At 55.4% G+C, this 19,542-nt stretch carries 22 protein-coding genes; 2 read left to right on the top strand and 20 right to left on the bottom strand.

Annotation, left to right across the window (positions count from 1 at the left end):
- Positions 1-3: 3 nt before the first annotated feature.
- The 9 genes from ACXAE6_RS00445 to ACXAE6_RS00405 form a co-directional block, all read right to left on the bottom strand.
- Positions 4-816 carry an ABC transporter permease gene (locus tag ACXAE6_RS00445; RefSeq protein ID WP_475143035.1) on the bottom strand — a complete coding sequence of 271 codons (813 nt, stop codon included), beginning with the start codon at positions 814-816 and terminating at the stop codon, positions 4-6.
- Positions 813-1,652 carry an ABC transporter ATP-binding protein gene (locus ACXAE6_RS00440; protein ID WP_475143033.1) on the bottom strand — a complete coding sequence of 280 codons (840 nt, stop codon included), beginning with the start codon at positions 1,650-1,652 and terminating at the stop codon, positions 813-815. The genes ACXAE6_RS00445 and ACXAE6_RS00440 overlap by 4 nt, the downstream gene beginning before the upstream one ends.
- Positions 1,649-2,644 (bottom strand): ABC transporter substrate-binding protein, encoded by a 996-nt coding sequence (locus ACXAE6_RS00435; RefSeq protein WP_475143031.1) that lies wholly within the window; start codon positions 2,642-2,644, stop codon positions 1,649-1,651. Before ACXAE6_RS00435 ends, ACXAE6_RS00440 begins: the two co-directional genes overlap by 4 nt.
- Positions 2,645-2,700: 56 nt before the next feature.
- Positions 2,701-3,549, bottom strand: a complete 849-nt coding sequence (locus ACXAE6_RS00430) for a creatininase family protein (RefSeq protein ID WP_475143028.1) — start codon at positions 3,547-3,549, stop codon at positions 2,701-2,703.
- A 17-nt stretch (positions 3,550-3,566) separates the two neighbouring features.
- Complete coding sequence (locus ACXAE6_RS00425; RefSeq protein WP_475143026.1) at positions 3,567-4,028, bottom strand: RidA family protein; 462 nt, start codon at positions 4,026-4,028, stop codon at positions 3,567-3,569.
- Positions 4,021-5,307, bottom strand: a complete 1,287-nt coding sequence (locus tag ACXAE6_RS00420; protein ID WP_475143022.1) for an amidohydrolase family protein — start codon at positions 5,305-5,307, stop codon at positions 4,021-4,023. The genes ACXAE6_RS00425 and ACXAE6_RS00420 overlap by 8 nt, the downstream gene beginning before the upstream one ends.
- A gap of 2 nt (positions 5,308-5,309) precedes the next feature.
- The gene (locus tag ACXAE6_RS00415) at positions 5,310-6,251 is read right to left on the bottom strand and encodes a PDR/VanB family oxidoreductase (RefSeq protein ID WP_475143020.1); all 942 of its coding nucleotides are present in this window, start codon (positions 6,249-6,251) and stop codon (positions 5,310-5,312) included.
- A 134-nt stretch (positions 6,252-6,385) separates the two neighbouring features.
- Positions 6,386-7,027, bottom strand: coding sequence for a TetR family transcriptional regulator C-terminal domain-containing protein (locus tag ACXAE6_RS00410; RefSeq protein ID WP_475143018.1), 642 nt, complete (start codon positions 7,025-7,027; stop codon positions 6,386-6,388).
- Positions 7,028-7,319: 292 nt separating this feature from the next.
- Positions 7,320-7,829 carry a helix-turn-helix domain-containing protein gene (locus tag ACXAE6_RS00405; protein WP_475143015.1) on the bottom strand — a complete coding sequence of 170 codons (510 nt, stop codon included), beginning with the start codon at positions 7,827-7,829 and terminating at the stop codon, positions 7,320-7,322.
- Positions 7,830-7,980: 151 nt separating this feature from the next.
- Between ACXAE6_RS00405 and ACXAE6_RS00400 the strand changes: the two genes are divergently transcribed.
- Together ACXAE6_RS00400 and ACXAE6_RS00395 are read left to right on the top strand one after the other, a co-directional pair.
- Positions 7,981-8,262 carry a helix-turn-helix domain-containing protein gene (locus ACXAE6_RS00400; protein WP_475143013.1) on the top strand — a complete coding sequence of 94 codons (282 nt, stop codon included), beginning with the start codon at positions 7,981-7,983 and terminating at the stop codon, positions 8,260-8,262.
- Positions 8,263-8,403: 141 nt separating this feature from the next.
- Complete coding sequence (locus ACXAE6_RS00395; protein ID WP_475143009.1) at positions 8,404-9,321, top strand: response regulator; 918 nt, start codon at positions 8,404-8,406, stop codon at positions 9,319-9,321.
- A 73-nt stretch (positions 9,322-9,394) separates the two neighbouring features.
- Here ACXAE6_RS00395 and ACXAE6_RS00390 read toward each other — a convergent pair whose 3' ends face one another.
- From ACXAE6_RS00390 to cheB, 11 genes are read right to left on the bottom strand one after another with little or no spacing between them, the layout of a single operon-like run.
- The gene (locus ACXAE6_RS00390; RefSeq protein WP_475143005.1) at positions 9,395-10,081 is read right to left on the bottom strand and encodes a response regulator transcription factor; all 687 of its coding nucleotides are present in this window, start codon (positions 10,079-10,081) and stop codon (positions 9,395-9,397) included.
- Between the two features lie 10 nt (positions 10,082-10,091).
- Positions 10,092-11,042: a sensor histidine kinase gene (locus ACXAE6_RS00385; protein WP_475143002.1), complete on the bottom strand. Its 951-nt coding sequence runs from the start codon at positions 11,040-11,042 to the stop codon at positions 10,092-10,094.
- 14 nt (positions 11,043-11,056) lie between these two features.
- Entirely contained in the window at positions 11,057-12,355 is a 1,299-nt protein-coding gene (locus ACXAE6_RS00380) for a methyl-accepting chemotaxis protein (RefSeq protein ID WP_475143000.1), read from the bottom strand.
- 26 nt (positions 12,356-12,381) lie between these two features.
- Entirely contained in the window at positions 12,382-12,753 is a 372-nt protein-coding gene (locus tag ACXAE6_RS00375) for a response regulator (protein ID WP_475142996.1), read from the bottom strand.
- Positions 12,750-13,448, bottom strand: a complete 699-nt coding sequence (locus ACXAE6_RS00370; RefSeq protein WP_475151677.1) for a ParA family protein — start codon at positions 13,446-13,448, stop codon at positions 12,750-12,752. The genes ACXAE6_RS00375 and ACXAE6_RS00370 overlap by 4 nt, the downstream gene beginning before the upstream one ends.
- A gap of 19 nt (positions 13,449-13,467) precedes the next feature.
- Complete coding sequence (locus ACXAE6_RS00365; protein WP_475142992.1) at positions 13,468-13,728, bottom strand: hypothetical protein; 261 nt, start codon at positions 13,726-13,728, stop codon at positions 13,468-13,470.
- Entirely contained in the window at positions 13,718-16,510 is a 2,793-nt protein-coding gene (locus tag ACXAE6_RS00360) for a chemotaxis protein CheA (RefSeq protein ID WP_475142988.1), read from the bottom strand. The genes ACXAE6_RS00365 and ACXAE6_RS00360 overlap by 11 nt, the downstream gene beginning before the upstream one ends.
- 6 nt (positions 16,511-16,516) lie before the next feature.
- The gene (locus ACXAE6_RS00355) at positions 16,517-16,915 is read right to left on the bottom strand and encodes a response regulator (protein ID WP_475142986.1); all 399 of its coding nucleotides are present in this window, start codon (positions 16,913-16,915) and stop codon (positions 16,517-16,519) included.
- Between the two features lie 38 nt (positions 16,916-16,953).
- Positions 16,954-17,805 (bottom strand): CheR family methyltransferase, encoded by an 852-nt coding sequence (locus ACXAE6_RS00350; protein ID WP_475142984.1) that lies wholly within the window; start codon positions 17,803-17,805, stop codon positions 16,954-16,956.
- Position 17,806: 1 nt separating this feature from the next.
- Entirely contained in the window at positions 17,807-18,451 is a 645-nt protein-coding gene (locus tag ACXAE6_RS00345) for a hypothetical protein (protein ID WP_475142981.1), read from the bottom strand.
- An 8-nt stretch (positions 18,452-18,459) separates the two neighbouring features.
- Entirely contained in the window at positions 18,460-19,509 is a 1,050-nt protein-coding gene (cheB, locus tag ACXAE6_RS00340; protein ID WP_475142978.1) for a chemotaxis-specific protein-glutamate methyltransferase CheB, read from the bottom strand.
- Positions 19,510-19,542 lie beyond the last annotated feature (33 nt).

Below are 19,542 nucleotides of genomic sequence, written 5' to 3'. Positions count from 1 at the left end.
AACTTATTGCTCGCTTTCATGCCAGCTGCCAATCACTGATTTAGACAGCAGCGACATCATTGAAAAGAGCATTACCCCGGTAAAAGAGATCAGTGTCAGGGCAGCAAACATTCGAGGGATGTTGAGCTGGTAACCCGACTGCAAAATCTGATACGCCAAGCCGGTATCACTGCCACCGGCGCCAGCCACAAATTCAGCGACAACAGCACCGACCAGCGATAAACCAGCGGCAATATGTAAGGCAGCAAAAAAGTAAGGTAAGGCTGAGGGGACTCGTAACCGGAACAAGACCTGCAAGCGACTGGCTCGGCGTAATTTGAAATAGGCTAACAAGTTAGGCGAAACGCTACGCAGGCCGAGGGTGGTGTTGGAAATGATGGGGAACAAAGCCACCAACATTGAACACACCACCAGGGCCAGGGTTGTGTTGTTTATCCAGATAATGATCAACGGCGCAATGGCGACAATCGGTGTTACCTGCAACAGTACAGCGTAAGGGAAAAAAGCCGTTTCTATGGTACGGCTTTGGACGAAAATAAAGGCCACCAAAACGCCAACGACAATAGCTAGCAGAAAGGATAGCAACGTTATCTTTAAAGTGATCATCAAGGCATGCCCAAGCAGGCCCCAGTCTTGATAGAGCGTTTTCACGACCAGCCACGGCGATGGAAAAATGTATTCCGGTATCTCACCCAGAGTCACAAAAGCCTGCCAGGTGCTCAACAGGATGATTGCGATAAAAGCCGGAATGACAATTTTTCTAAGTCTTTCGTTTTGTAAAAATGGCATGTGATTTTGCTTGACGGTCTGAGTCATCTTAGATTCTCCTCAGAAGCATCATCCAAATAACTATGCAACTGCATGGCATATTCCGCGAACCTTGGCGTCATGCGAAATTCTTGCTTGCGTGGAAACGGCTCATCAATTTTCACGTCAGCAACCATCCTGCCCGGTCGAGCTGCCATGACAATAACCCGTTGCGATAGGAAAACCGCCTCATGGATGGAGTGGGTGACAAAGATGACCGACAAACCATTGCGTTGCCAGAGATCGAGCAACTCACTGTCGAGCTTAAAGCGAGTGATCTCGTCAAGCGCGCCGAAAGGTTCGTCCATCAATAGGAGGTCAGGTTTGATCACCAGACCACGGGCGATAGAAACACGCATCTGCATACCGCCCGACAGTTCACGTGGCAGCGCCTGGGCGAATTTCTCCAGGCCGACCAGCTTAAGGGCCTGAGCAACGCGCTCGTCCGCTTCAGCGCTCGGTACGCCTTCCAGTTCTAAGGCCAATCGCACGTTTTTACGAACACTGTGCCAAGGCATTAACGACGCTTCCTGGAAAACAAAGGATAGCGTACGGCCGTTTTTTTGCAGCTGGTTAACCGGTTTGCGCCACAGCAACAGACGGCCGTCGGTGGGTTCTTCCAGGCCCGCGACCATTTTTAGCAAGGTACTTTTACCGCAGCCTGAGGGACCAAGCAGGGTGACAAACTCACCCTGCTCGATTTTGAGGTCTACAGGTAATAATGCACGAGTACCGTTGCCATAGATTTTCTCAGCCGACAACAGCTCAACAGCGGGCGCTGCATCTGCTTTATCAGTGCCCTCCTGTTGCGCAGCGGCTGTGTTTATCTTGGCTTCAGAATTCATGGCAACACTGGGCTCTCGTTAATTAATTCAGTCGTATAAAATTGATCGGCACCCACTTCTTCGGCAGTGAATAAGCCATTATCGATGCCCATCTGCCAGGTCTGATGCATGCGTTCGTCGGTGATTACGCCTATCCCCATGGTTTGAGCGTCGCCACCAGTCACGATGCCTGAGCTTCGGAACAAATCGACCGCAAAGGCGATTTGCTCTTCGGTCATATTAGGATTGTCTTCGGTGATCAGGACGTTGCCGGCACTGGGGTCTTGCAGATAATTTTTCCAACCCTGCATCGAAGCGTTTAAGAAGGCGATGATTTGCTCCGGGTGCTCTTCGATAACGTCGTTACGGCAAGAAATGGAGTTGCCATAAGGCGGGTAACCTAGCTCGCCCAGTGAAAACACCTTGTAGTCAGCACCGGCCTGTTCCATGGCATAGGGCTCTGAGGTCATAAAACCTTGTTGAGCCATATCATTGCCGAGCACGAAGGGTTGAATATTAAAGGTGTAAGGCCGGGTCATTTCATCCGTAAAGCCGTATTGCTTTTTCGCCCAGGGCCACCAGCTCGACTGCGCGCTGTTAGAGATCAAAATGGTGCGCGTTTTCAGATCTTCCATTGTTTCAACATCGGTGTGGGTAATCACCACTGTTGGATCAAACTGGAAAGAGGTCGCCACTAGCGTCACCGGGATGTCACGTTTGTTCGCCATCATCGCGCCGATGTCATCGGTGATTACACATTGCGCCTGGCCGGCTAACATCAGCTGAGTGCCGTTGATTTGCGGGCCACCCATACGCACGGTGACGTCTAAGCCTTGTTCTTCATAAAGGCCGTCGGCCAGGGCCTGATAATAACCACCATGCTCGGCTTGTGCGTACCAGTTGGTGATTAAGGTAAAGGGTTCGTTGTCAGCCAGTGAGACGTTAGCCGCTAAACTTGTGATCAGCGTTGCAGCAATGCTCGCCCGTTTTCCTGTCAAAAAGTTCAACTTCATTTTGCTCTCTCCGCGTGTGTTATATCGCTTTGTCGTGCCTGCTTTAGGCCAGCCTTTTAGCGCTGGCTGTGAATGTATCCATTGAATTGGCTGCGGCCCCAACTTTGGTGCTCGCGTTTTTGCCACTGGGCTTGATGAACTTCGGTAATGGCCTGTGCCCACTGTTCACCGAGTTGCTGTAGGATATTTTCGCCCTGCTTCAAGGTAGCGCCGGTGGGGTCACCGATAACCCCGCTTGGGCCAAAATCGATAGAAGCCCAAGCCGACGCCGGTCGGCCGGTGCTCAGCGTCGGGCATGGGAAGGGTTCTGGGTAGCTGGCTTCGGCGCGATCCATGTGCACGGTATCGGGTGCTAACGCCATCATCAGCGCCGTCTCGCCATGACCAGCGTGCATCGCCAGTTGTTTTTCCTGGTCAGAATAAAAGCTGGTGTCGTGGGGAACGGACCAGGCAGAACGCGTAATGACCATGTAGTCGCCATGGCGTAACCGCAATTCACGCGCCGCCATTTCCAGTGGCTGGGGTTGGCCACCGTGGGCATTCACCATCAATAATTTTCGGAAACCCGCGCGGTAAATAGACTCACCAATTTCTTGAATGGTGTGCAGCAGAACCTCACCCGTTAAGGTAATTGTGCCGGGGAAATGCAGATGCTCATCCGATTTTCCGTAGCTAATCGCCGGGATGGCGTAGGCCGGAATATCGGCCGGCAGTAACTCTAATGCTTTGCCGACCACACCAGCGGCAACGGTGGCATCCACAGAGCAGGGTAAATGGGCACCATGCTGTTCAATTGCGCCCACGGGTAACACAATAACGGTGTTTTCCTTATCCTCCAGAGCATCAATATCGGTCCAGCTTAAATAGGGCAGAAAGCGTTTGGCTGGGGTGTATCCATGTAACATCTCTATACCTCTTTGTATTAGATCATTGGCAGATAAGCGGTGGCTTCTACTTCCACTAAAATGTCTTTGGTCGGTAGCATCGCGCTCACTTCAACGATGGTCGAAATGGGCGGTTCACCTGGAAAAAACTGACGACGAACCTGGCTATAAAGCGGGAAGTGATCGAGGTTGCGAAAGTACTGAACGAGCTTAAAAACATCGCTCATTTGGCCACCTTCTCGCTCGATGTGTTGACGAATGGCATCGAGCACATACCAGCTTTGCGCCAGAATGCTTTCTTGTTTGATGTCTACTGAAAACTCACCGGTGCGACCGATGCTGTCTGCAACATCGTCGGCAATATCGTTAAAGCGGGTCACGATTAAACGTCGGGCAGGATCGACGGCAATAACGCCCGACATAAATACAAAGTCACCGACACGCTTGGTCGCTGCATAGCGAGCCAGTGGCGCGCCCTGGGCGCTGGCTTGCTCAGTCATGTTGCACTCCGCTGGGTTGGATAAAGAAAGGGTTTGCAGTTTTTTTGCTCGCTGGCTGCCATTCACCGCGGCGCATCTGCAACCGCGCTTCACTGTTAGGCCAGCATTGCGGTGCGGTGCTATCGAAGAGGGTGAAATGGGCGGCCTTGCCGATCAGATTGAACGGGCTTTCCGGTGCCTCTAACCAGTCGGCTCGACAAATAGCTTGTGACCAGTCATCAAAAACATCATTTAAGTGCGCGCTGTAAACGCCCAGTTTCAAAGCCTCTATTGGGTCGTATTGACCGATGGCGCAAAACGCATCCTGGACGTTATCGCTGGCAATCATCACGGCGATGCCACGCGCCTTGGCTTCGTGTAACAGGGTTAATCCACGTTGCCGAGGGGTACGGCCAGTGGCCGCATCCTGTAGCAATAAGTTGGTTGCCGGCAGTGCCACCAGGGTGATGGGTTGTTGGGCAACACGGTCCAACAGTGCCAGAGCCTCGGCTTCTGTTTGTTGGCTCAGCGCGCACTCGTGCCCGCACACCACCCGGCCGGTAAACTGAACCTTTTCCAGCGCATCCAATAGGCAACTTAAGCCTTGCGCCTGAGGGTTCAGTTCTTCATCAATATGCAAATCGAGATCAAGGCGGTATTGCTGAGCGACGGCTACCAACTCATGTATCGCCCGTTCATTAAAGTTACTGCTGTGAATAAACCCGCCCATGATCGCCTCGTCGGACGCTTGAATAGCCCGAGCGATGGTTTCGATATCGGCGCGCTGCGCGAGCAGGGGCAACGGCAGCAAGGCCACTCTCTGGATGCGAATCTGGTGGTGCCATTTTTTGGCGAGATCTGCCAGCACATGCCAGGCGGTGGGTGGCGTTGGGGTTTGCCAATCGATGTGGCTGCGCAGCAAGGTCACACCCTGATCTACCGCCTCGGCAATGGCCTGTTCCATACGCTCGGTTAAATCATCTTCGGACCATAGCGCCTGGTCGGCCTTCATTGCCTCGATGGCATTCAACAAGCCGGGCTGTAATTTGCCCAGTCGCTGACGGGTGAAGGTTTTATCAAGATGGGTGTGGGCGTCGACTAAGCCCGGCAACATCAGTCTGCCAGCCAGATCGTCACCCTTGGTCGGTTGCGTCGCTGGGGTTAGCGCCACAATAAGACCGTCGGCGATATCGATGTTAGCTAACACCGGTTCGCCTGCGGTTTCTGGCCAATCTCTGGGTAACGCCCATCTGGGCAGTCGTGCATTGCGCAGTGCCGTCATAGCCGTCACAACCTCCATAATTACAGCTCCAAAGTCAGGCTGGGAGATTTACAACCGGCGCAACAAACCGCCAGGTATTGAGCGCGGTCTTCTGCGTCCAGACATTGGTCATGATGTTCCGGTTCGCCATCGCGCCAGGCCGTGATGCAACTGCCGCAAATACCTTGCTCACAAACACTGTCTATTTTGATGCCGGCTTGGCGCAGCGCGCTGATCATGCTGGTGCCTTGCGGCACCGTGACCTGTATATCGCTTGCACTTAAATAGAGCTCAACACTGTCGGCGTTGGTTTGCGGGGCTAAGGCACCAAAACGTTCTTCGTGGTAGTGCGCTGCAGGCAGCGTTTGGCAATGGGCTTTTACCGTCTCGATCAGGCTATCGGGGCCACAACAATAAACATGCAAGTCACTGGGTAGGTCGTTAAATAACGCGTCGATGTCAAAATGTTCCCGGCCAGCCAGGCTTTCATGGATGCGCCAATTTGACGTGCGCAAGGTTTGCGCGAACGGCAGTTGGTCCTCACCGGCAGCACAGACTGCCAGAGTGAATGGTTGCTGCTGTGCGGACAGACTGTGTGCCATTGCCATCATCGGCGTAATGCCAATACCACCGGCTATCAAGAGGTGATGCGATGCTTGCTCGGCCAGAGCAAAGTGATTTTTGGGCTCGGAGATGGTCAGGGTTGTACCCAGCGTCACCCTCTCGTGCATGGCTAAGGAACCGCCTCGACCTGCGGCTTCTTTTTTGACCGCGATCTCATAGTAATCACTGGCGTGGGCCGGGTTACTGCACAGGGAATAAGCGCGCGTCAGTTCCGCGGTGATCTTTATTTCAATATGAGCGCCAGCCGTGAAGGCCGGTAGTGGCTCAGCGCCGACTGCCGTCAATCGATAACGTGAAACATCAGATGTCAGTGCACTGACGTCACTGACCACAACCTGAATGAACTGCTTCGAACTCATTTTTGACCATTTAGTTTGACCGATTGGACAAACCAATGCATAACGAGTGCCAAAACTTAGGATCAAGGCAGTTCAGGGGGGAGATGCGCCGTTAGAATCGGGCGCTTTTAACGGGAGATCAGCGACAACGACTATCAGTCAGCGGGCAGCCCACAACCCAGAAAAATGAACGTCGTTTGCTCAGCAATAATGGTCTCTTGCAGGCTTTTGGAGTGTAAAGAATCGCCGAGCAGCCGCTCTGCCTGGAGCGCGTAGTCCGCATAATACTGGGAGAGGGCCCAGATATTCATCAGCAATAACCGGCCATCTATCGGGCGTATCAGCCCTTTGTCTGCCCAGGCGTTGATCACATCAACATTGACCTTAGCGGAGGCCATGGCCTCGGGCCAAAATGCTTCTAACCGCTGGCCGCCACTGAGTAACTCGGAGGTGAAAATGCGTGATAGCTCCGGGTGGTTGAAGGCAAATTGCAGCTTCATCCTGATATAGCGGCGCAGCGTCTCGACAGGGCCATTCTCGGCCTGTTCATCGAATTCGAAAAACTGTCCCCAGGCGGTGAACAAGCAGGAGAGCACCTCAGCATAGAGCGCCTCTTTGTCTTCGATATAGTAGTGCAGCTGTGATTTTTTTAACCCGGCTCGCTCAGCAATAGCCTGGGTCGAAGCGCCTAAAAAGCTGTTTTGACTGAACTCAGTAATGGCCGCATTCAGAATTTTTTCTTTGATTTCGGTTCGGCTTAATTTAGGCCGACTCTCGGGCTTGGTTGCTTTGCTCACTTTTGCACCGTCGTGGTGAGGTTCATCGTTACAAAGTACTATTTTGGGTCATAGCGTCAGGATGGCGAACGACGGCTGCCGTTGCATGGCGGCAAGTCTACCCTGTCGTGAAATTTTCAGCTAACCGAACATCCGCCTGTCCTGACAGCTGCCCTAGATAGCTAGACAGTTGTCAGTCGGAGCTGATTAGCACCAGGCGCTAGCGCGAGCCATTAAGGATTGGAAGCGGTTCGTCTGCTGACCGGCCGCTGTCACCAAGAACGTCATTTAACGGATGAGACTGGGATAAAGATTATTCCAATTGAGTTGCAATAAGCCCAAGACGTACCACGATCTCGATATCGTCTTCATCCAGATGTTCCATCTTCTGGCTGTCTCCGTCCACCAGCATGTTCAGGATGCGCAGTACTTGCCTAAGCACTGCCTCGCGCTCGGTGCTGTTGCGGGTCAGCTTGATCAAAGGCGCCGCCATCTTGGAGTAAATCTCCAGTGGTAAATGCTCAACCGCCGGAGTGGTTGCCGTCGTGCCACCACAATGGTGCCGTTTTGGTTCCGCTTGCGTTGTGTGTTCGCAGCCTGTGAGCCAGTCCAGCGACACGCCGGCGGTGATGGTGACGCGTAGTAAACTGTCCAGTCTCGGGTTGCCGCCGGACAACATATTGCGCATCGTTCCTTCGGAAATTCCGGCTCTCTCGGCGAATGATCGTGCAGACTCAGAACCGATTGATCGCTTCAATCGATCCGGCAGGTGGCTAACTCTCTTGTCTACCATCAAATCCAGTGCACGATCCTCGCTTGCCATAGGTGTTTCTCCACAACATTTTGACAATACGCCGGCGCGTATCCCCAAGACAAAACTAGAACCGATCGCGTATTTTACTGTTGACTGTGCGTAACTTACTGACCATGATTATTCCGGTAATACGTAAAATTCAGGCCAATGGATTTATTAAATGGCCACTCATAAAAATCACAAAAATAGCCAGTCTGTTGACTGGCTTTGGGCGCACATCAATGCAGCACTGCGAACCTGTGGCAGGAGTCTGCGTCGTTTGGCCATGAGTTACGGCTACGCATTACCCATTACCTTGACCACAGCGTTGGCAAGACGCTGCTCCAAAGGCAAAGGGACTGTCGCCGCTGTCAGTGGCGTCGATTCTTTTGTTATCTGGTTTAGCAGATTTACCGACAAGAATAACACCCAAGCGGTTAAAGGACATCGCAAGGCTGCATGAGTTGCCTATCGGTGAGGCGCTGTATTCGGTTACATCCTTCACTGCAAACCGGAAACTCTAATCCGGTGGTCCTAAGGATCATGACGGTTACCCAGCCCTTGGTCGACAGGCTAGCGAATATCTAGGGCAGGACCCCGGAATATGGCCGAAAAAGCAGACACCCAACATCATTCCGCTCTGGCAATCTTGAAGCGCCTGAGCATTCTTTGTGTCGAAGACGATGCCCAGGTGCGCAATCAATTAGCCAGCTTTCTGGGGCAACGTTTTGGTCAGGTGCTGACGGCTGCCGATGGCCGCGATGGTCTGCGTCAGTTTCAGCAAGCCGATCCAAAACCCGATCTGGTCATTACCGATATTGTTATGCCGGTTATGGATGGTTTGACCATGACGCGCCTGTTGCACGAACTGGACCCGCAACTGCCGGTGTTGGTGACCGCCGCTCACGACCAGACCGAGTACCTGGTCGAGGCCATTAATCTTGATGTAGAGCGCATCTTTATTAAACCTCTTGATAGCATGCAATTGCATCGTTATTTGGTCCGTTTTGCCCGGCAGCTGGATGTGGATCAATCCATCATCGATACCCGCCAACAATTAGCCGCCAACGAAGCCCGTTACCGTGCCGTTTTCTGGACCGCTATGGATGCGTTCTGTTTGTTCGATTGGCAGCAACATCGCATCATCGAGGTTAACCGACGTTTTCAGGCGCTGTATTTGTGGTCCAGCCAGGATATTGAAAACCAACCCCTGGCGATGCTCTTTACGCCAAACGAGGGCGGCCGGTTAACCGATGTTTTGGAGCAAGCCATAGCGGCAGACGAACCCATAATCCTTACCCATTGTGATCGCAGCGGCACCTGGACGCCGGTACAGATGATGGTTGGCCGTTTTGAGGTTGCAGGAAAAACTCTGGGCGTCATGGTCAGTCGCGACGCCCGTTCATTGGTCGACAATATGGAACAGCAGGACACCCTGATCGATGCGCTGGAAGTCACCGTCGCAGCTCTGGAAGAGATGTTTGATGAAGCGTCTGATGGCGCGGTACGACAGAGCAGCTAGTCATCGTTCGGTATTAAAACACCAATAATTTATTGCTTGCTGTATGCCGGCCTGTCTTTAAAAATAACAGCGCTCAATGCAATAACTTCACTCCCATGGAGCGCGCCATGGCCGCTATGCTCAAACCGCTTTGCGAATGAATACGCTCGACGCTGGCTCCGGCGGAAACCAGCAGGCGGGCGGCATCCTGGTTGCGCATCATGACCGCAAACATTAAAGCGGTATGGCCTTGTTCATCCAGGACATCTACATCGGCAACCTGCTCAATTAATTGCGCCAGGCTGTCGGTGTCACCTTCGACGGCAGCAATGCGCAGCAAGATGGCCTGACTGCCTTTGGTGGTTCCGTTGCGCACGGCACGACGCTGATTTTCCAGCGCGTCCAGGCTGGCGTGTTTGCCCATGCGCAGTTGAATGGCTTTAAGCAGATCGTCGCGTGTGAATGGTTTGGTCAGATAATCGTCCGCGCCCAGTTCCTGCCCCAGCCGTTTGTCGCTATCTGCTGTTTTGGCGGTCAAAAAAATAAAAGGCGTTGCGCTGATTTCCGGATCGGCGCGTAGCCGTCTCAGGGTGTCGAAACCATCCATCATCGGCATTATGATGTCGCAGATCACCAGGTCGGGCCGTTGTTGGCTGACGGTGAGCAAGCCATCGCCACCATTAACTGCCGCCAGGGTCTGATAGCCTTCCAGCGTCAGCATTTCGGTGATGTTATCGAGCACGGTGCGATCGTCTTCAATGATTAGAATCTGTTCTGCCATGCGTTGTCTCCTAGGATGCCAGAGGTAATCTGAGGGTAAAGCGAGTACCGCGCCCAAGGCGGCTGCGCACTTCAATCTGTCCATCGAGCAAGCTCATAAAACGCTGCGCAATGGCCAATCCCAAGCCGGTTCCGGCCGCTAATTCAGCGTTTTGGCCGCGATAAAAAGCATCGAAAATACGCGCCTGATCGGCTTGTGGAATGCCCGGTCCGGTGTCGCTGACGCTCAACAATAAAAATTGATCATTGAGTTTGGCCGAAACCAGCACACGGGCGCCGGCTGGGCAAAAATTTAGAGCGTTGCTGATCAGGTTGTTCAAACAATGACGCACTAATTTCTGGTCAAGATTCACCGGCCGGTTCACGGTTTGTTGCAACGACAGGGCGATCGATTGACGTTCTGCTACTGGCTGAAAAGCGTCCAGCAGGTCCGCTAACCAGAGATCCAGATCGGTGAATTGCGGTTCGCTGATTAGGTAGCCCGCTGCGGCTCTTTCCAGTACCAGCAGGTCATCAACCACTGTCTTGAATTGACCGACGGCGCGCCGGGATCGGTCCAGGTGGGTGGCAATGCGGGTACGTGACCAATCCGCCAAACCTTCGCTGCGCTCCAGGTAAGTATCGATCAATTCCAGACTCGACAGCATGCCGGTCAAGGGCGTGCGTAATTCGTGCGATGCGGTGGCAATAAAATCGGAATTCAGCTGGTTTGCCTGTTCTAATTGACCGACTGTTGTTACCAATTGGCGACGTACTTTTTGCTCGGCGGCCAATAAGGCTTGCAACAGTTCGATGGTGCCAAGGTTGTCCAGCTCCGGCGCGCTGAAACCTTCCAGGTGCAGGCGCTGGCCCAGCTGCTGACAGCGCTGTCGTAAACGCTTTTTGCGTTGCTGCAGATCGCTTTGGCGTTGCGCCAACCACTGCGACATCGGCTGCGGATGGACGCTGTTCAGTTGAGCCATGATTTACACCGTCGCTAAAATAATTCGATCGACGGTGGCGCCTGACGAGCGTCGCCGTGCTGTGTGTCGGCGTCGCTTGCATCTTCACCGTCCAGCGATTGTTGATGCACCTGACGCTGATCCTGCATCACGTAACCTTCCTTGTATTCGTCCAGGTGAACGCTTAAGCGGTCGGCCAATTCACGGTCCGGGTCATCCAGCAGTTCCACCACCGCTTTGTCACTGCCGGCCAGGCGTTCGAGACCGTTGATGACCTGCTCCAATTGCTGACGCAAAATATCCTGGAATTGCACCGATCCCAACGCTTCCATAACCACGGCATTGAAGCGGTCACTGAGGCCACGCATTTCATCAACCAGGCCGTTGTGTTGATCGAGCAAGGTGGTATAGCCATCGCCCAGTTCGGAAAGCTGAGCGGCGACACGATCGAGCACCAGGCGTTCCTGATCTTGATTGGCGTCGTCCAGTTCCGCCTGGAATTGACTCTGGATGGTGTGCGCCATGTCGGTGATCTCCCGACTGATGCGTTCGGCGGCCTCTTCCGACTGACCGGACAACTCGCGAACCTGATCGGCCACTACGGCAAAGCCGCGCCCGTGTTCACCGGCACGCGCTGCTTCGATGCTGGCATTCAGTGCCAAAAGATTGGTCTGGTCGGCCACTTTTTTAATTAAATCCAGGCTGTTCTCAAGCGCCGTTACCCGGTCCATCACCGCTAAGACTTTTTCCCGATTTTCGGCCATCTGACGATTCTGCCGTCCGATAACCTCACTGAGATTGTCTACCGCTTCGCGGTTGGCTTCGGCCTTGCGATTGGATTCCTCGGCGAGTTCGTCGGTGCTGCGGGTGTGAACGTCCATGGTGTCGGCAAAGCGGCGCACTTCGCCTTGCATGCGATCCAGTTGACCCATTAAATCCAGCACTGAACGCTCGGTATGGTCGTTGGCGCGCTGCAAGTGACCGCTGAGAATACCGTACAGCAATTGCCGTTCGTCGAGGGCGACCTCAACCTGCTGAACCGCGCCCATATAGCGTTTCAACTGGTTGGAAAAATAATTCAGAATGCCGCTGGCTCCGACCATCAGATCGCCTTGGCGCAGCCGGGACCAGAGCGACAACCCCAATACCAGAACGCAGACGATGATCACCATGCTGGACGCCGCGATGATCGACTCCGGCAGCGGCCAGGTCGCGGTGAACTGCCGCAGTGAGTCGTAGCCGAAAAACACCGCCAGCCAGATCAACGTCAACAACAGCAGCAACTGGCGTAACAGTCGCCGCCCCAGGCCTGCCAGACTTTTATCGTCATTCATTGGTGCGTTCTCCCATGACTCGGCGCTCAGGTGCCGGGCAGTACTTTGCGCACCACCTGCATGAGTTGCTCACCATCAACGGGTTTAACCAGCCAGCCGGTGGCACCGGCCTGGCGCGCTTCATCGCGTTTGGCCTGTTGCGATTCGGTGGTCAGCATCAGGATGGGCGTGAAGCGATGCGGCCCCAAAGTGCGCACCTTGCGGATGAATTCGATGCCGTTCAGACCCGGCATATTCAGATCGGAAATGATCAGGTCCGGCTTGACGCCAGCGTCCAGTTTTTGCAGTGCCTCTTCGGCATTGTTTGCGGCTTCCGCTTTGAGGTCATTGCGCTCAAGCACCCCGGTTACACTCATCAGCATGGTCGGGGAATCATCTACTACCAGTACTGTTTTCATCTCACTGCTGCCCTCTTTGGGTTGAAAGATCGGCCGCTGTCCGCTGGGCGATGTTCGCCAGCGAAGCTGACCGCAGGCGACCTTAGGGTCGCGACAAACTGCTCCACCGCATTGGCGAGCATAAAATGATCCATGGCACCACGGCTGCGTGGCGCCCATTGTTGCACCGGCTGGTGGCGGCCAAAGGCTTGTGCCAGCCGGATATCCGGCCGCACCGGCCGCCAAACCGGTTGCGAACCGAGATGCTCAACCAAGGCGTCGAGCGCCTGGCGATGCACCGGCACACTGCGATCGCAGGCCACCGGTACCACCACCAGCCGTTGGCGGTCGCGCGTCAGCGCAAACTGCGCCAACAACTGGGTTACAGACGCGACACCCAAAGGGTCAGGACGCGTCGGCACCAGAATCAAATCGGCCGTCGCTATCCAATCGCGCCACAGCGCCGGATCACCGGCGGCGGTATCCATCACCAACCAGTCATCGCCCAGGCTTCGATCAACCGTCCAATCTGCGTGCACAGCTGCGGCACTCAGGGTGGTGAAACGCTGCAGCACTTTTGGCGCCGTCAAGAGCGTCAACGCATGGCCCTGGGGGTCGGCATCGAGCAGTTGCACCCGAGCGTCGCGCCTGGCGAGTTCAACCGCCAAATGCACCGCCGTTGTGGTGCGGCCGCTGCCACCTTTGGGATTGAGCATCAGCACGAAAGGCATCCGTTCAAGCAGGCAATCCGGCAAGATTTTCCAGGCGCGGCTGTAACCAGAGTGCAATCCAACTGTCGTCGTCACGTCCGCGCTTGAGCTGACGTGGCTGGGTGAGCAGCACTTGCACCACGGCCGAATGCAGATGCTGGCACTCCGACAAATCCAGGCGCGCATCGTCTTTGGCGCGTAATAATTTGGCGTGCAGGGTTTCGGCGTCTTCAACGCCGCAATCGCCCACCAGCTTGATTAATTTACCGCGTACCTCAATGCTCATCGACACTCTCCTCCAAGACCGCATTCGACAGCAGCACGCCGACATTCAGCACCAGCAAAACGCTGCCATCGCCTAATAAAGCGGTGCCCTGATACACACCGAGATTTTCCAGCGCGCCTTCCATCGGCTTGAGAATAACTTCCACGCCTTCGCTGAATTCGTCGACCATCAGGGCCACTAATTCGCCGCGCTGACGCACCACCAACAAGGCGATGCTGTCGCCTTCTTCAGCGGCTTCCAAACCGAGTTGTTCGCGCGCGCGCGATACCGGTACCACTCGTTCGCGCAGCAAAATGGTTTCGCGCCCTTTGAAACGATGCAGCCGATCAACCGGCAGACGCACCGTCTCGGCGACCTGGTCGATGGGCACGCCATAGCGCTGACCGCCAATCCAGATTTGCATCACCTGGCTGACCGACATCGACAACGGCAATTGCATGCGGAAGGTGGTGCCTTTGCCGATCTGGCTGTCGATATCCAGACGACCACCGGCTTTTTCCACCGTGGTGCGCACCACGTCCATACCGACACCGCGACCGGACAATTCAGAAGCTTTATCCAGTGTTGAGAAGCCGGGAGTAAAGATTAGATCGATGGCGTCTTCGTCGGTCATTTCCTGCAAGCGACGTTCGTCGACCAGGCCTTTTTCATAGGCGCGTTTGCGCATCATCTGCGGATCGATACCAGCGCCGTCATCGGCCACTTCGATCACCACCCATTCATTTTGCTGGCGGGCTTCGAGGCGAATCTGACCGGTTTGCGGTTTGCCTGCGGCTTGACGTTGTTGTGGCGATTCGATGCCGTGATCGATGGAGTTGCGCATCAGATGCACCAGCGGATCGGCGAGGCTTTCAATGACGTGCTTTTCCGCTTCGGTGTCATCACCAACCACGCTCAACTCGATGGACTTGCCGAGCTTGCGCGACAGATCCCGCACCAACCGCGGGAAGCGATCAAAAACATAGGACACCGGCAACATCTGCACCGCCATCATGGCGTCCTGCAAGGCGCGGGTGATGCGGTTGATGACGTTGAATTGTTCGCGAATTTCGCGTCCCAGTTGGCGTTGACCAAACACCTGTTCGGCACGCTGCGCCAAAAACGGCAGCGCATTTTTAGCGACCACCAATTCACCGACCAGATCGCCGAGGTTTTCCACCTCTTCCTGATCCACTTTAAAGTTACGGATCACCGGTGCGACGCTGTCACGTTCCAGCGCTGCTGCGGGTTCGGCGGGCTTCGCTTTTGGCTGACTCTCTGGTGTTGTTGTTGCTGTTGGTGCGGTGTTGACGGTGCTCGTTGGCGGCACTGCTATTGAATTTGATGGCGCGCCTGGGGTTTTTTCGACCGGGGTCGCAGCAGCAGCGCTGTCCACCGGATCACTGAGCCAATCATCGAGGGCGTTCTGCAGCACATCGGCATTGCCTGCTTCGGCCACCGGCGTTGGCAGTTGCGCATCCAACGCCCGGGCGGTATTGCTGAGCACCCGCTGGGCGGCATCGAAACTGCCTGGGCGCAGAGCATCGTCCTGGCACAGTTGCATCAGTTGTTGTTGATCGGCCAATACTGTGCCGACCGCCGCGCTGTCCGGATCCAGCATGACTGCCGATGCGGGTTGGTCACGACGCTGAGGTGAAGTCGATGCTTGCTGAGCGGGTGTCGATTCACTCTGGCCCAACGCCGTTGCCCAGTCGATGCGGCCCTGGCTGTCGAGTACGGTCTGCGGCGATTGCAACGCCAGCACCAGCGTATCGAACACCAGGGCATCGTCGGGACGCGTCTCCACCAAGCAGCGCATCCAGCTTAATAAGCTGGCATTACGACCCTCGGCGTCAGCTTCCTTGAGCAGGCTATCCAGTTCCTTCAACAGCAGATTTTGCTGCCCCTGGCCCCAGAGTTCATTGAGCTTATTCAGGTGCTCTTCGGCTAAGGCATCCTCGGCTTGACCGCTTGGCTGGATCAGCGTTTCCGGCGCCAGTGGTGTCAGGCTGACGGTATCGGCTTCGTACTGAAAGTGCGCTTCGATGGCCTCGGCACTGGCCTGGCAAATCAGTCCCAGCTGTAACCGGCATTGATAGACATCGAGGTTTTCCAGCGCCTCCTCGGGCGCATCCAGTTCGAAGTTCAGCAGTGCCAGACCCGGTGCACTGGCGGCCATTAACACCGGATCGTCTCCGCGAAAAAAACAGCCGGCATCGGGGCGGAACTCGACCGCATAGAGCGGTTGCTCCGGCGATAACGCACGCCAGCAGTTCATGGCTTGCTGGGGCGATATCGACGGCAACCAATCGGCGGTTGTTGCGGCAGTCGCTGCAGTCGGCAATGCCTCCTCGAACAGCCCCCAACGGGTGCCTTCACCGTCCAGCGGGGCGGCCTCTTCGGCCGGTGTTGCGTTGCGTTCGCCGAGAAAACCGGCCAGGCGCTCATCCAGCGTTTTGGCCTGATCGGCTGCGCTTTCAGGCAGGCTTTCGCGACTGTCGAGATCGTCGATCCAGACGCCAACCTGATCCAGCGCATCAAGTAGCGCATCGACGCAATCGGCGGTCAGATAGTCCGGTTCGGTGCGGGCATGTTCCAGCAACTCTTCGCCGCGATGCAGCACCCGCACCAGCGGTGCCAATTCCAGTACGCCGCCGGAACCTTTGAGGGTGTGAACATCACGGAAAATACCGTCGATTAATTCAGCGTCGTCAGGGTGTTTTTCCAACTTCAACAAGCCCTGACCGGCACGACCGATCAGCTCGCGGGCTTCTTCGATAAATTGCGCCATCAATTTATCCATCAGTACTCACTCCTGTTCCAGGTGGACGGGGCGGGGCGTTATTCCGGTCATCAGGCAGATACTGCGCGCCAGGTCGTCCGGCTGCACCGGTTTGACAAAATAACCGTTGGCGCCGGCTTTAAAGGCCATCTCGCGATCGTGCATTTCCGCTTCGGTGCTGATCATGATGACCGGGTGATCGCGTCCCTGGCTTTGCTGACGCAGTTCGCGCAAAAAGGTGTAGCCATCCATCTGCGGCATATTGATGTCGAGCAACAGCGCCTCGACGTCGTCGCCATGACGTTGCAGATATTCCAGGCCTTCCAGTCCATTCGCCGCCTCGGCGACGTTAAAGCCCGCCGACTCGAGAATTTCCCGGTGATACATCCGCACAGTCTGTGCGTCATCGACGATCAGAATGGTCATAACTTCTCCTCAGGCGACGGCTGCACCTGTTGCTACAGCTATTTCTGATAAACCAGGGCATCGGGAAATTTCCGCGCCCGAAATAAGGGTGAAATCCGGCTCATCGATTCCGAATGTCCCAGGCAAACAAAACCGCCGGGACGCAGCACATCGAACAGCCGTTCGGCGGCTAATCGACGCGACATTTCATTAAAATAAATCAACAAATTGCGACAAAAAATAATGTCCAGCGAACCCAGGGCCGCCACCTCCGAAGCCGAATGCAGATTGACTCTGGAGAACCCCACCGACTGTTTAATGTCGTCAATGAGTTGGTATTGCTTGTTGCCCGACTGCCACTCGACTTTGAAGTATCGGCTCAGTATCTCCGCCGGTACGTTGTGCACGGCGCGGGCGCTGTAGCTGGCCTGTCGCGCCCGGTCGAGCACGGCGGTGTCGATATCGGAAGCGAGAATTTCCACATCCCACCGGCTCAGTCCAGGCCAGTGGTGCAACAGCATCATGGCGATCGAATAAGGCTCTTCGCCGGTGGCGCAGGGCATCGACCAGATGCGAATGCGTTCGCCGGTTTTTTTGCTCGCCGCCACTTCATCCATCAGGCTGTTGGCCAGGCAATCGAGCTGGTATTGCTCGCGAAAAAAATAAGTTTCATTCACGGTCATAAAGTTGATGAGCGTTTGCAGTTCACCATCCTTGTCAAAGCGCAGCAGTCGGTAATAGTCATCGAAGTGCACGCACTGACACACCTGCATTCGTTCCAGCAAACGCTTGTCGACGAAGTAGCGTTTATTGGTGTCGAAATGAATGCCGGTTTTGCGATAAAAAAAATTCGCAAAGCGGCCGTAATCAGCATCGCTGATGCCCGTATTAATTGCCTGAGTGACGGCCATTTCAATCGGGCTCCGATGACGACGCAGCCAAACGGCGACGCGCTGATTGCAGCGTGAAACGCACAAAGGGCTCGTCGGCAAAACGCTGCGCCAGCGACTCAATTGCAGGCCAGTGTTGAGTCGCCTCGGCGCTGACCAATACTTCGACGATGGTCATCGCCACGTTCAGATGGGTTTCCTCCGACAGATGTTCTGCCAAACGTTGCAGCGCTTGAGGCGCATTCCAGTGCGCCAATAAGTTGATGCTGAGGATGCGTTGATCGGCATCCTCGTGGTTCAGACGCATTTCCAGGGCCTGCAGCAAGGCCGCTTCGATATCGTGATCGCGCACCTGCGCCAGGGCATCAATAACCTGGTTGCGCAGAGCGGCATCTTCGCTGCCCAACAACTCAAGCAGCACCTCGAGTTCCGCTTCGGTTAGGCCGTCTATCAGGCGATTCAACGCCAACACCTGAAAGCGCGCTTCGTGGCTGTCAGCCAGGCGTTGCAGCAAGGCTTGTCGGCCGCTCGAACTGAGCGTCGGCGCATTGACCAGTGCATGAAAACAGTCGCTTTCAGCGGCGCTGTCCAATAACTGGATCAGTTCGCCTTCAGTCGGACCGGTTGATGCGGTTGCAGCAAGTTGCGGTTGTTTGATCAACGCCATAACGACCTCTAGGCCCGCTCAGTCATCAGTTCACCCAGACGCCGCCCCATGGCGTCGATGGGCAGTATTTCCGAGGCACCGCCAGCTTCAACCAGGGCGCGCGGCATGCCGTAAACCACACAACTGCTTTCGCTTTCGGCCAGGGTGACGGCGCCACTGCGATGCAGTTCGGTCATGGTTTGGGCTCCATCATCACCCATGCCGGTGAGCAACACGCCGATCAGTTGTGAGCTGTCTAATTCCAACATGGCCGACGCCACCAGGCGGTCAGTGCTCGGGTGCCAGGGCAGGTCGTCGTTGGCCGGTAACGGCACGGCCATTAGGCGACCGCCACGACGGCGAATTTCCAGATCACAATCGCCCTTGGCCAGATAGATGTGATTGGTCAATAAGGGTGTCGGCCGCGACACCTCGACCACGGTCTGGTCGGTCAAACCATTGAGGCGGTTAGCGAGCACCGAGGTGAAGGTGGCGGGCATGTGTTGGGTAATCACCAGTGGCCAATCCAGACGCTTGGGCAGTCCGCCTAGCAGCGCTTCCAAAGCGCCCGGTCCGCCGGTGGATACACCGACCAGCACTAAATTCTCAGCGGCCCGTTTGACGGTTTGGGGTTTGTCTTTCGGTTGCGCTGCGCCGCGGCGGTGGTTTGCCGGGCGTATCTGCGGCTGGGCCGACAGGGCGATGTCGACTTTATCGAGCAGCTCGTCGGCGATGTTGGCCAGGTTATGCGAGACGGTCCCGCCGGGCTTGGCCAGATAATCGATGGCGCCGAGTTCGATCGCTTCCAGGGTGGCCAGAGCGCCTTTCTCAGTCAGCGACGAGACCATAATCACCGGGCAGGGATGGCGCGTCATGATGTGGCTCAGGCAGGTCAGGCCATCCATTTCCGGCATGTTGATGTCGAGCGTGACCAGGTCTGGCAGTTGTTCGGCCATCATCGCCAGGGCCGCTTCGCCGTTACGCGCGCGGCGCACTTTGAAGCGGGAATCAGCTTCCAGAATCTGCGCTAAATAACGGCGCATCAGGGCTGAGTCATCAACGATCAGAACATCTATCATGCTCGGTGCATCTCTTGTCTTGTCTGGGTGCGC

This window comes from Saccharospirillum sp. ABV4_185, from assembly GCF_056159245.1.
This window is presented reverse-complemented; position numbering and strand designations above follow the sequence as displayed.

What these genes read in the sequence shown, in the direction of transcription:
- ACXAE6_RS00360 (WP_475142988.1), bottom strand. Translation starts at nt 16,510, where the DNA reads ATGGATAAATTGATGGCGCAATTTATCGAAGAAGCCCGCGAGCTGATC.
- ACXAE6_RS00355 (WP_475142986.1), bottom strand. Translation starts at nt 16,915, where the DNA reads ATGACCATTCTGATCGTCGATGACGCACAGACTGTGCGGATGTATCAC.
- ACXAE6_RS00400 (WP_475143013.1), top strand. Translation starts at nt 7,981, where the DNA reads ATGGCCACTCATAAAAATCACAAAAATAGCCAGTCTGTTGACTGGCTT.
- ACXAE6_RS00420 (WP_475143022.1), bottom strand. Translation starts at nt 5,307, where the DNA reads ATGGAGGTTGTGACGGCTATGACGGCACTGCGCAATGCACGACTGCCC.
- ACXAE6_RS00375 (WP_475142996.1), bottom strand. Translation starts at nt 12,753, where the DNA reads ATGAAAACAGTACTGGTAGTAGATGATTCCCCGACCATGCTGATGAGT.
- ACXAE6_RS00380 (WP_475143000.1), bottom strand. Translation starts at nt 12,355, where the DNA reads ATGAATGACGATAAAAGTCTGGCAGGCCTGGGGCGGCGACTGTTACGC.
- ACXAE6_RS00365 (WP_475142992.1), bottom strand. Translation starts at nt 13,728, where the DNA reads ATGAGCATTGAGGTACGCGGTAAATTAATCAAGCTGGTGGGCGATTGC.
- ACXAE6_RS00370 (WP_475151677.1), bottom strand. Translation starts at nt 13,448, where the DNA reads ATGCTCAATCCCAAAGGTGGCAGCGGCCGCACCACAACGGCGGTGCAT.
- ACXAE6_RS00385 (WP_475143002.1), bottom strand. Translation starts at nt 11,042, where the DNA reads ATGGCTCAACTGAACAGCGTCCATCCGCAGCCGATGTCGCAGTGGTTG.
- ACXAE6_RS00405 (WP_475143015.1), bottom strand. Translation starts at nt 7,829, where the DNA reads ATGGCAAGCGAGGATCGTGCACTGGATTTGATGGTAGACAAGAGAGTT.
- ACXAE6_RS00435 (WP_475143031.1), bottom strand. Translation starts at nt 2,644, where the DNA reads ATGAAGTTGAACTTTTTGACAGGAAAACGGGCGAGCATTGCTGCAACG.
- ACXAE6_RS00440 (WP_475143033.1), bottom strand. Translation starts at nt 1,652, where the DNA reads ATGAATTCTGAAGCCAAGATAAACACAGCCGCTGCGCAACAGGAGGGC.
- ACXAE6_RS00425 (WP_475143026.1), bottom strand. Translation starts at nt 4,028, where the DNA reads ATGACTGAGCAAGCCAGCGCCCAGGGCGCGCCACTGGCTCGCTATGCA.
- ACXAE6_RS00445 (WP_475143035.1), bottom strand. Translation starts at nt 816, where the DNA reads ATGACTCAGACCGTCAAGCAAAATCACATGCCATTTTTACAAAACGAA.
- ACXAE6_RS00350 (WP_475142984.1), bottom strand. Translation starts at nt 17,805, where the DNA reads ATGGCCGTCACTCAGGCAATTAATACGGGCATCAGCGATGCTGATTAC.
- ACXAE6_RS00395 (WP_475143009.1), top strand. Translation starts at nt 8,404, where the DNA reads ATGGCCGAAAAAGCAGACACCCAACATCATTCCGCTCTGGCAATCTTG.
- ACXAE6_RS00345 (WP_475142981.1), bottom strand. Translation starts at nt 18,451, where the DNA reads ATGGCGTTGATCAAACAACCGCAACTTGCTGCAACCGCATCAACCGGT.
- ACXAE6_RS00430 (WP_475143028.1), bottom strand. Translation starts at nt 3,549, where the DNA reads ATGTTACATGGATACACCCCAGCCAAACGCTTTCTGCCCTATTTAAGC.
- ACXAE6_RS00390 (WP_475143005.1), bottom strand. Translation starts at nt 10,081, where the DNA reads ATGGCAGAACAGATTCTAATCATTGAAGACGATCGCACCGTGCTCGAT.
- cheB (WP_475142978.1), bottom strand. Translation starts at nt 19,509, where the DNA reads ATGATAGATGTTCTGATCGTTGATGACTCAGCCCTGATGCGCCGTTAT.
- ACXAE6_RS00415 (WP_475143020.1), bottom strand. Translation starts at nt 6,251, where the DNA reads ATGAGTTCGAAGCAGTTCATTCAGGTTGTGGTCAGTGACGTCAGTGCA.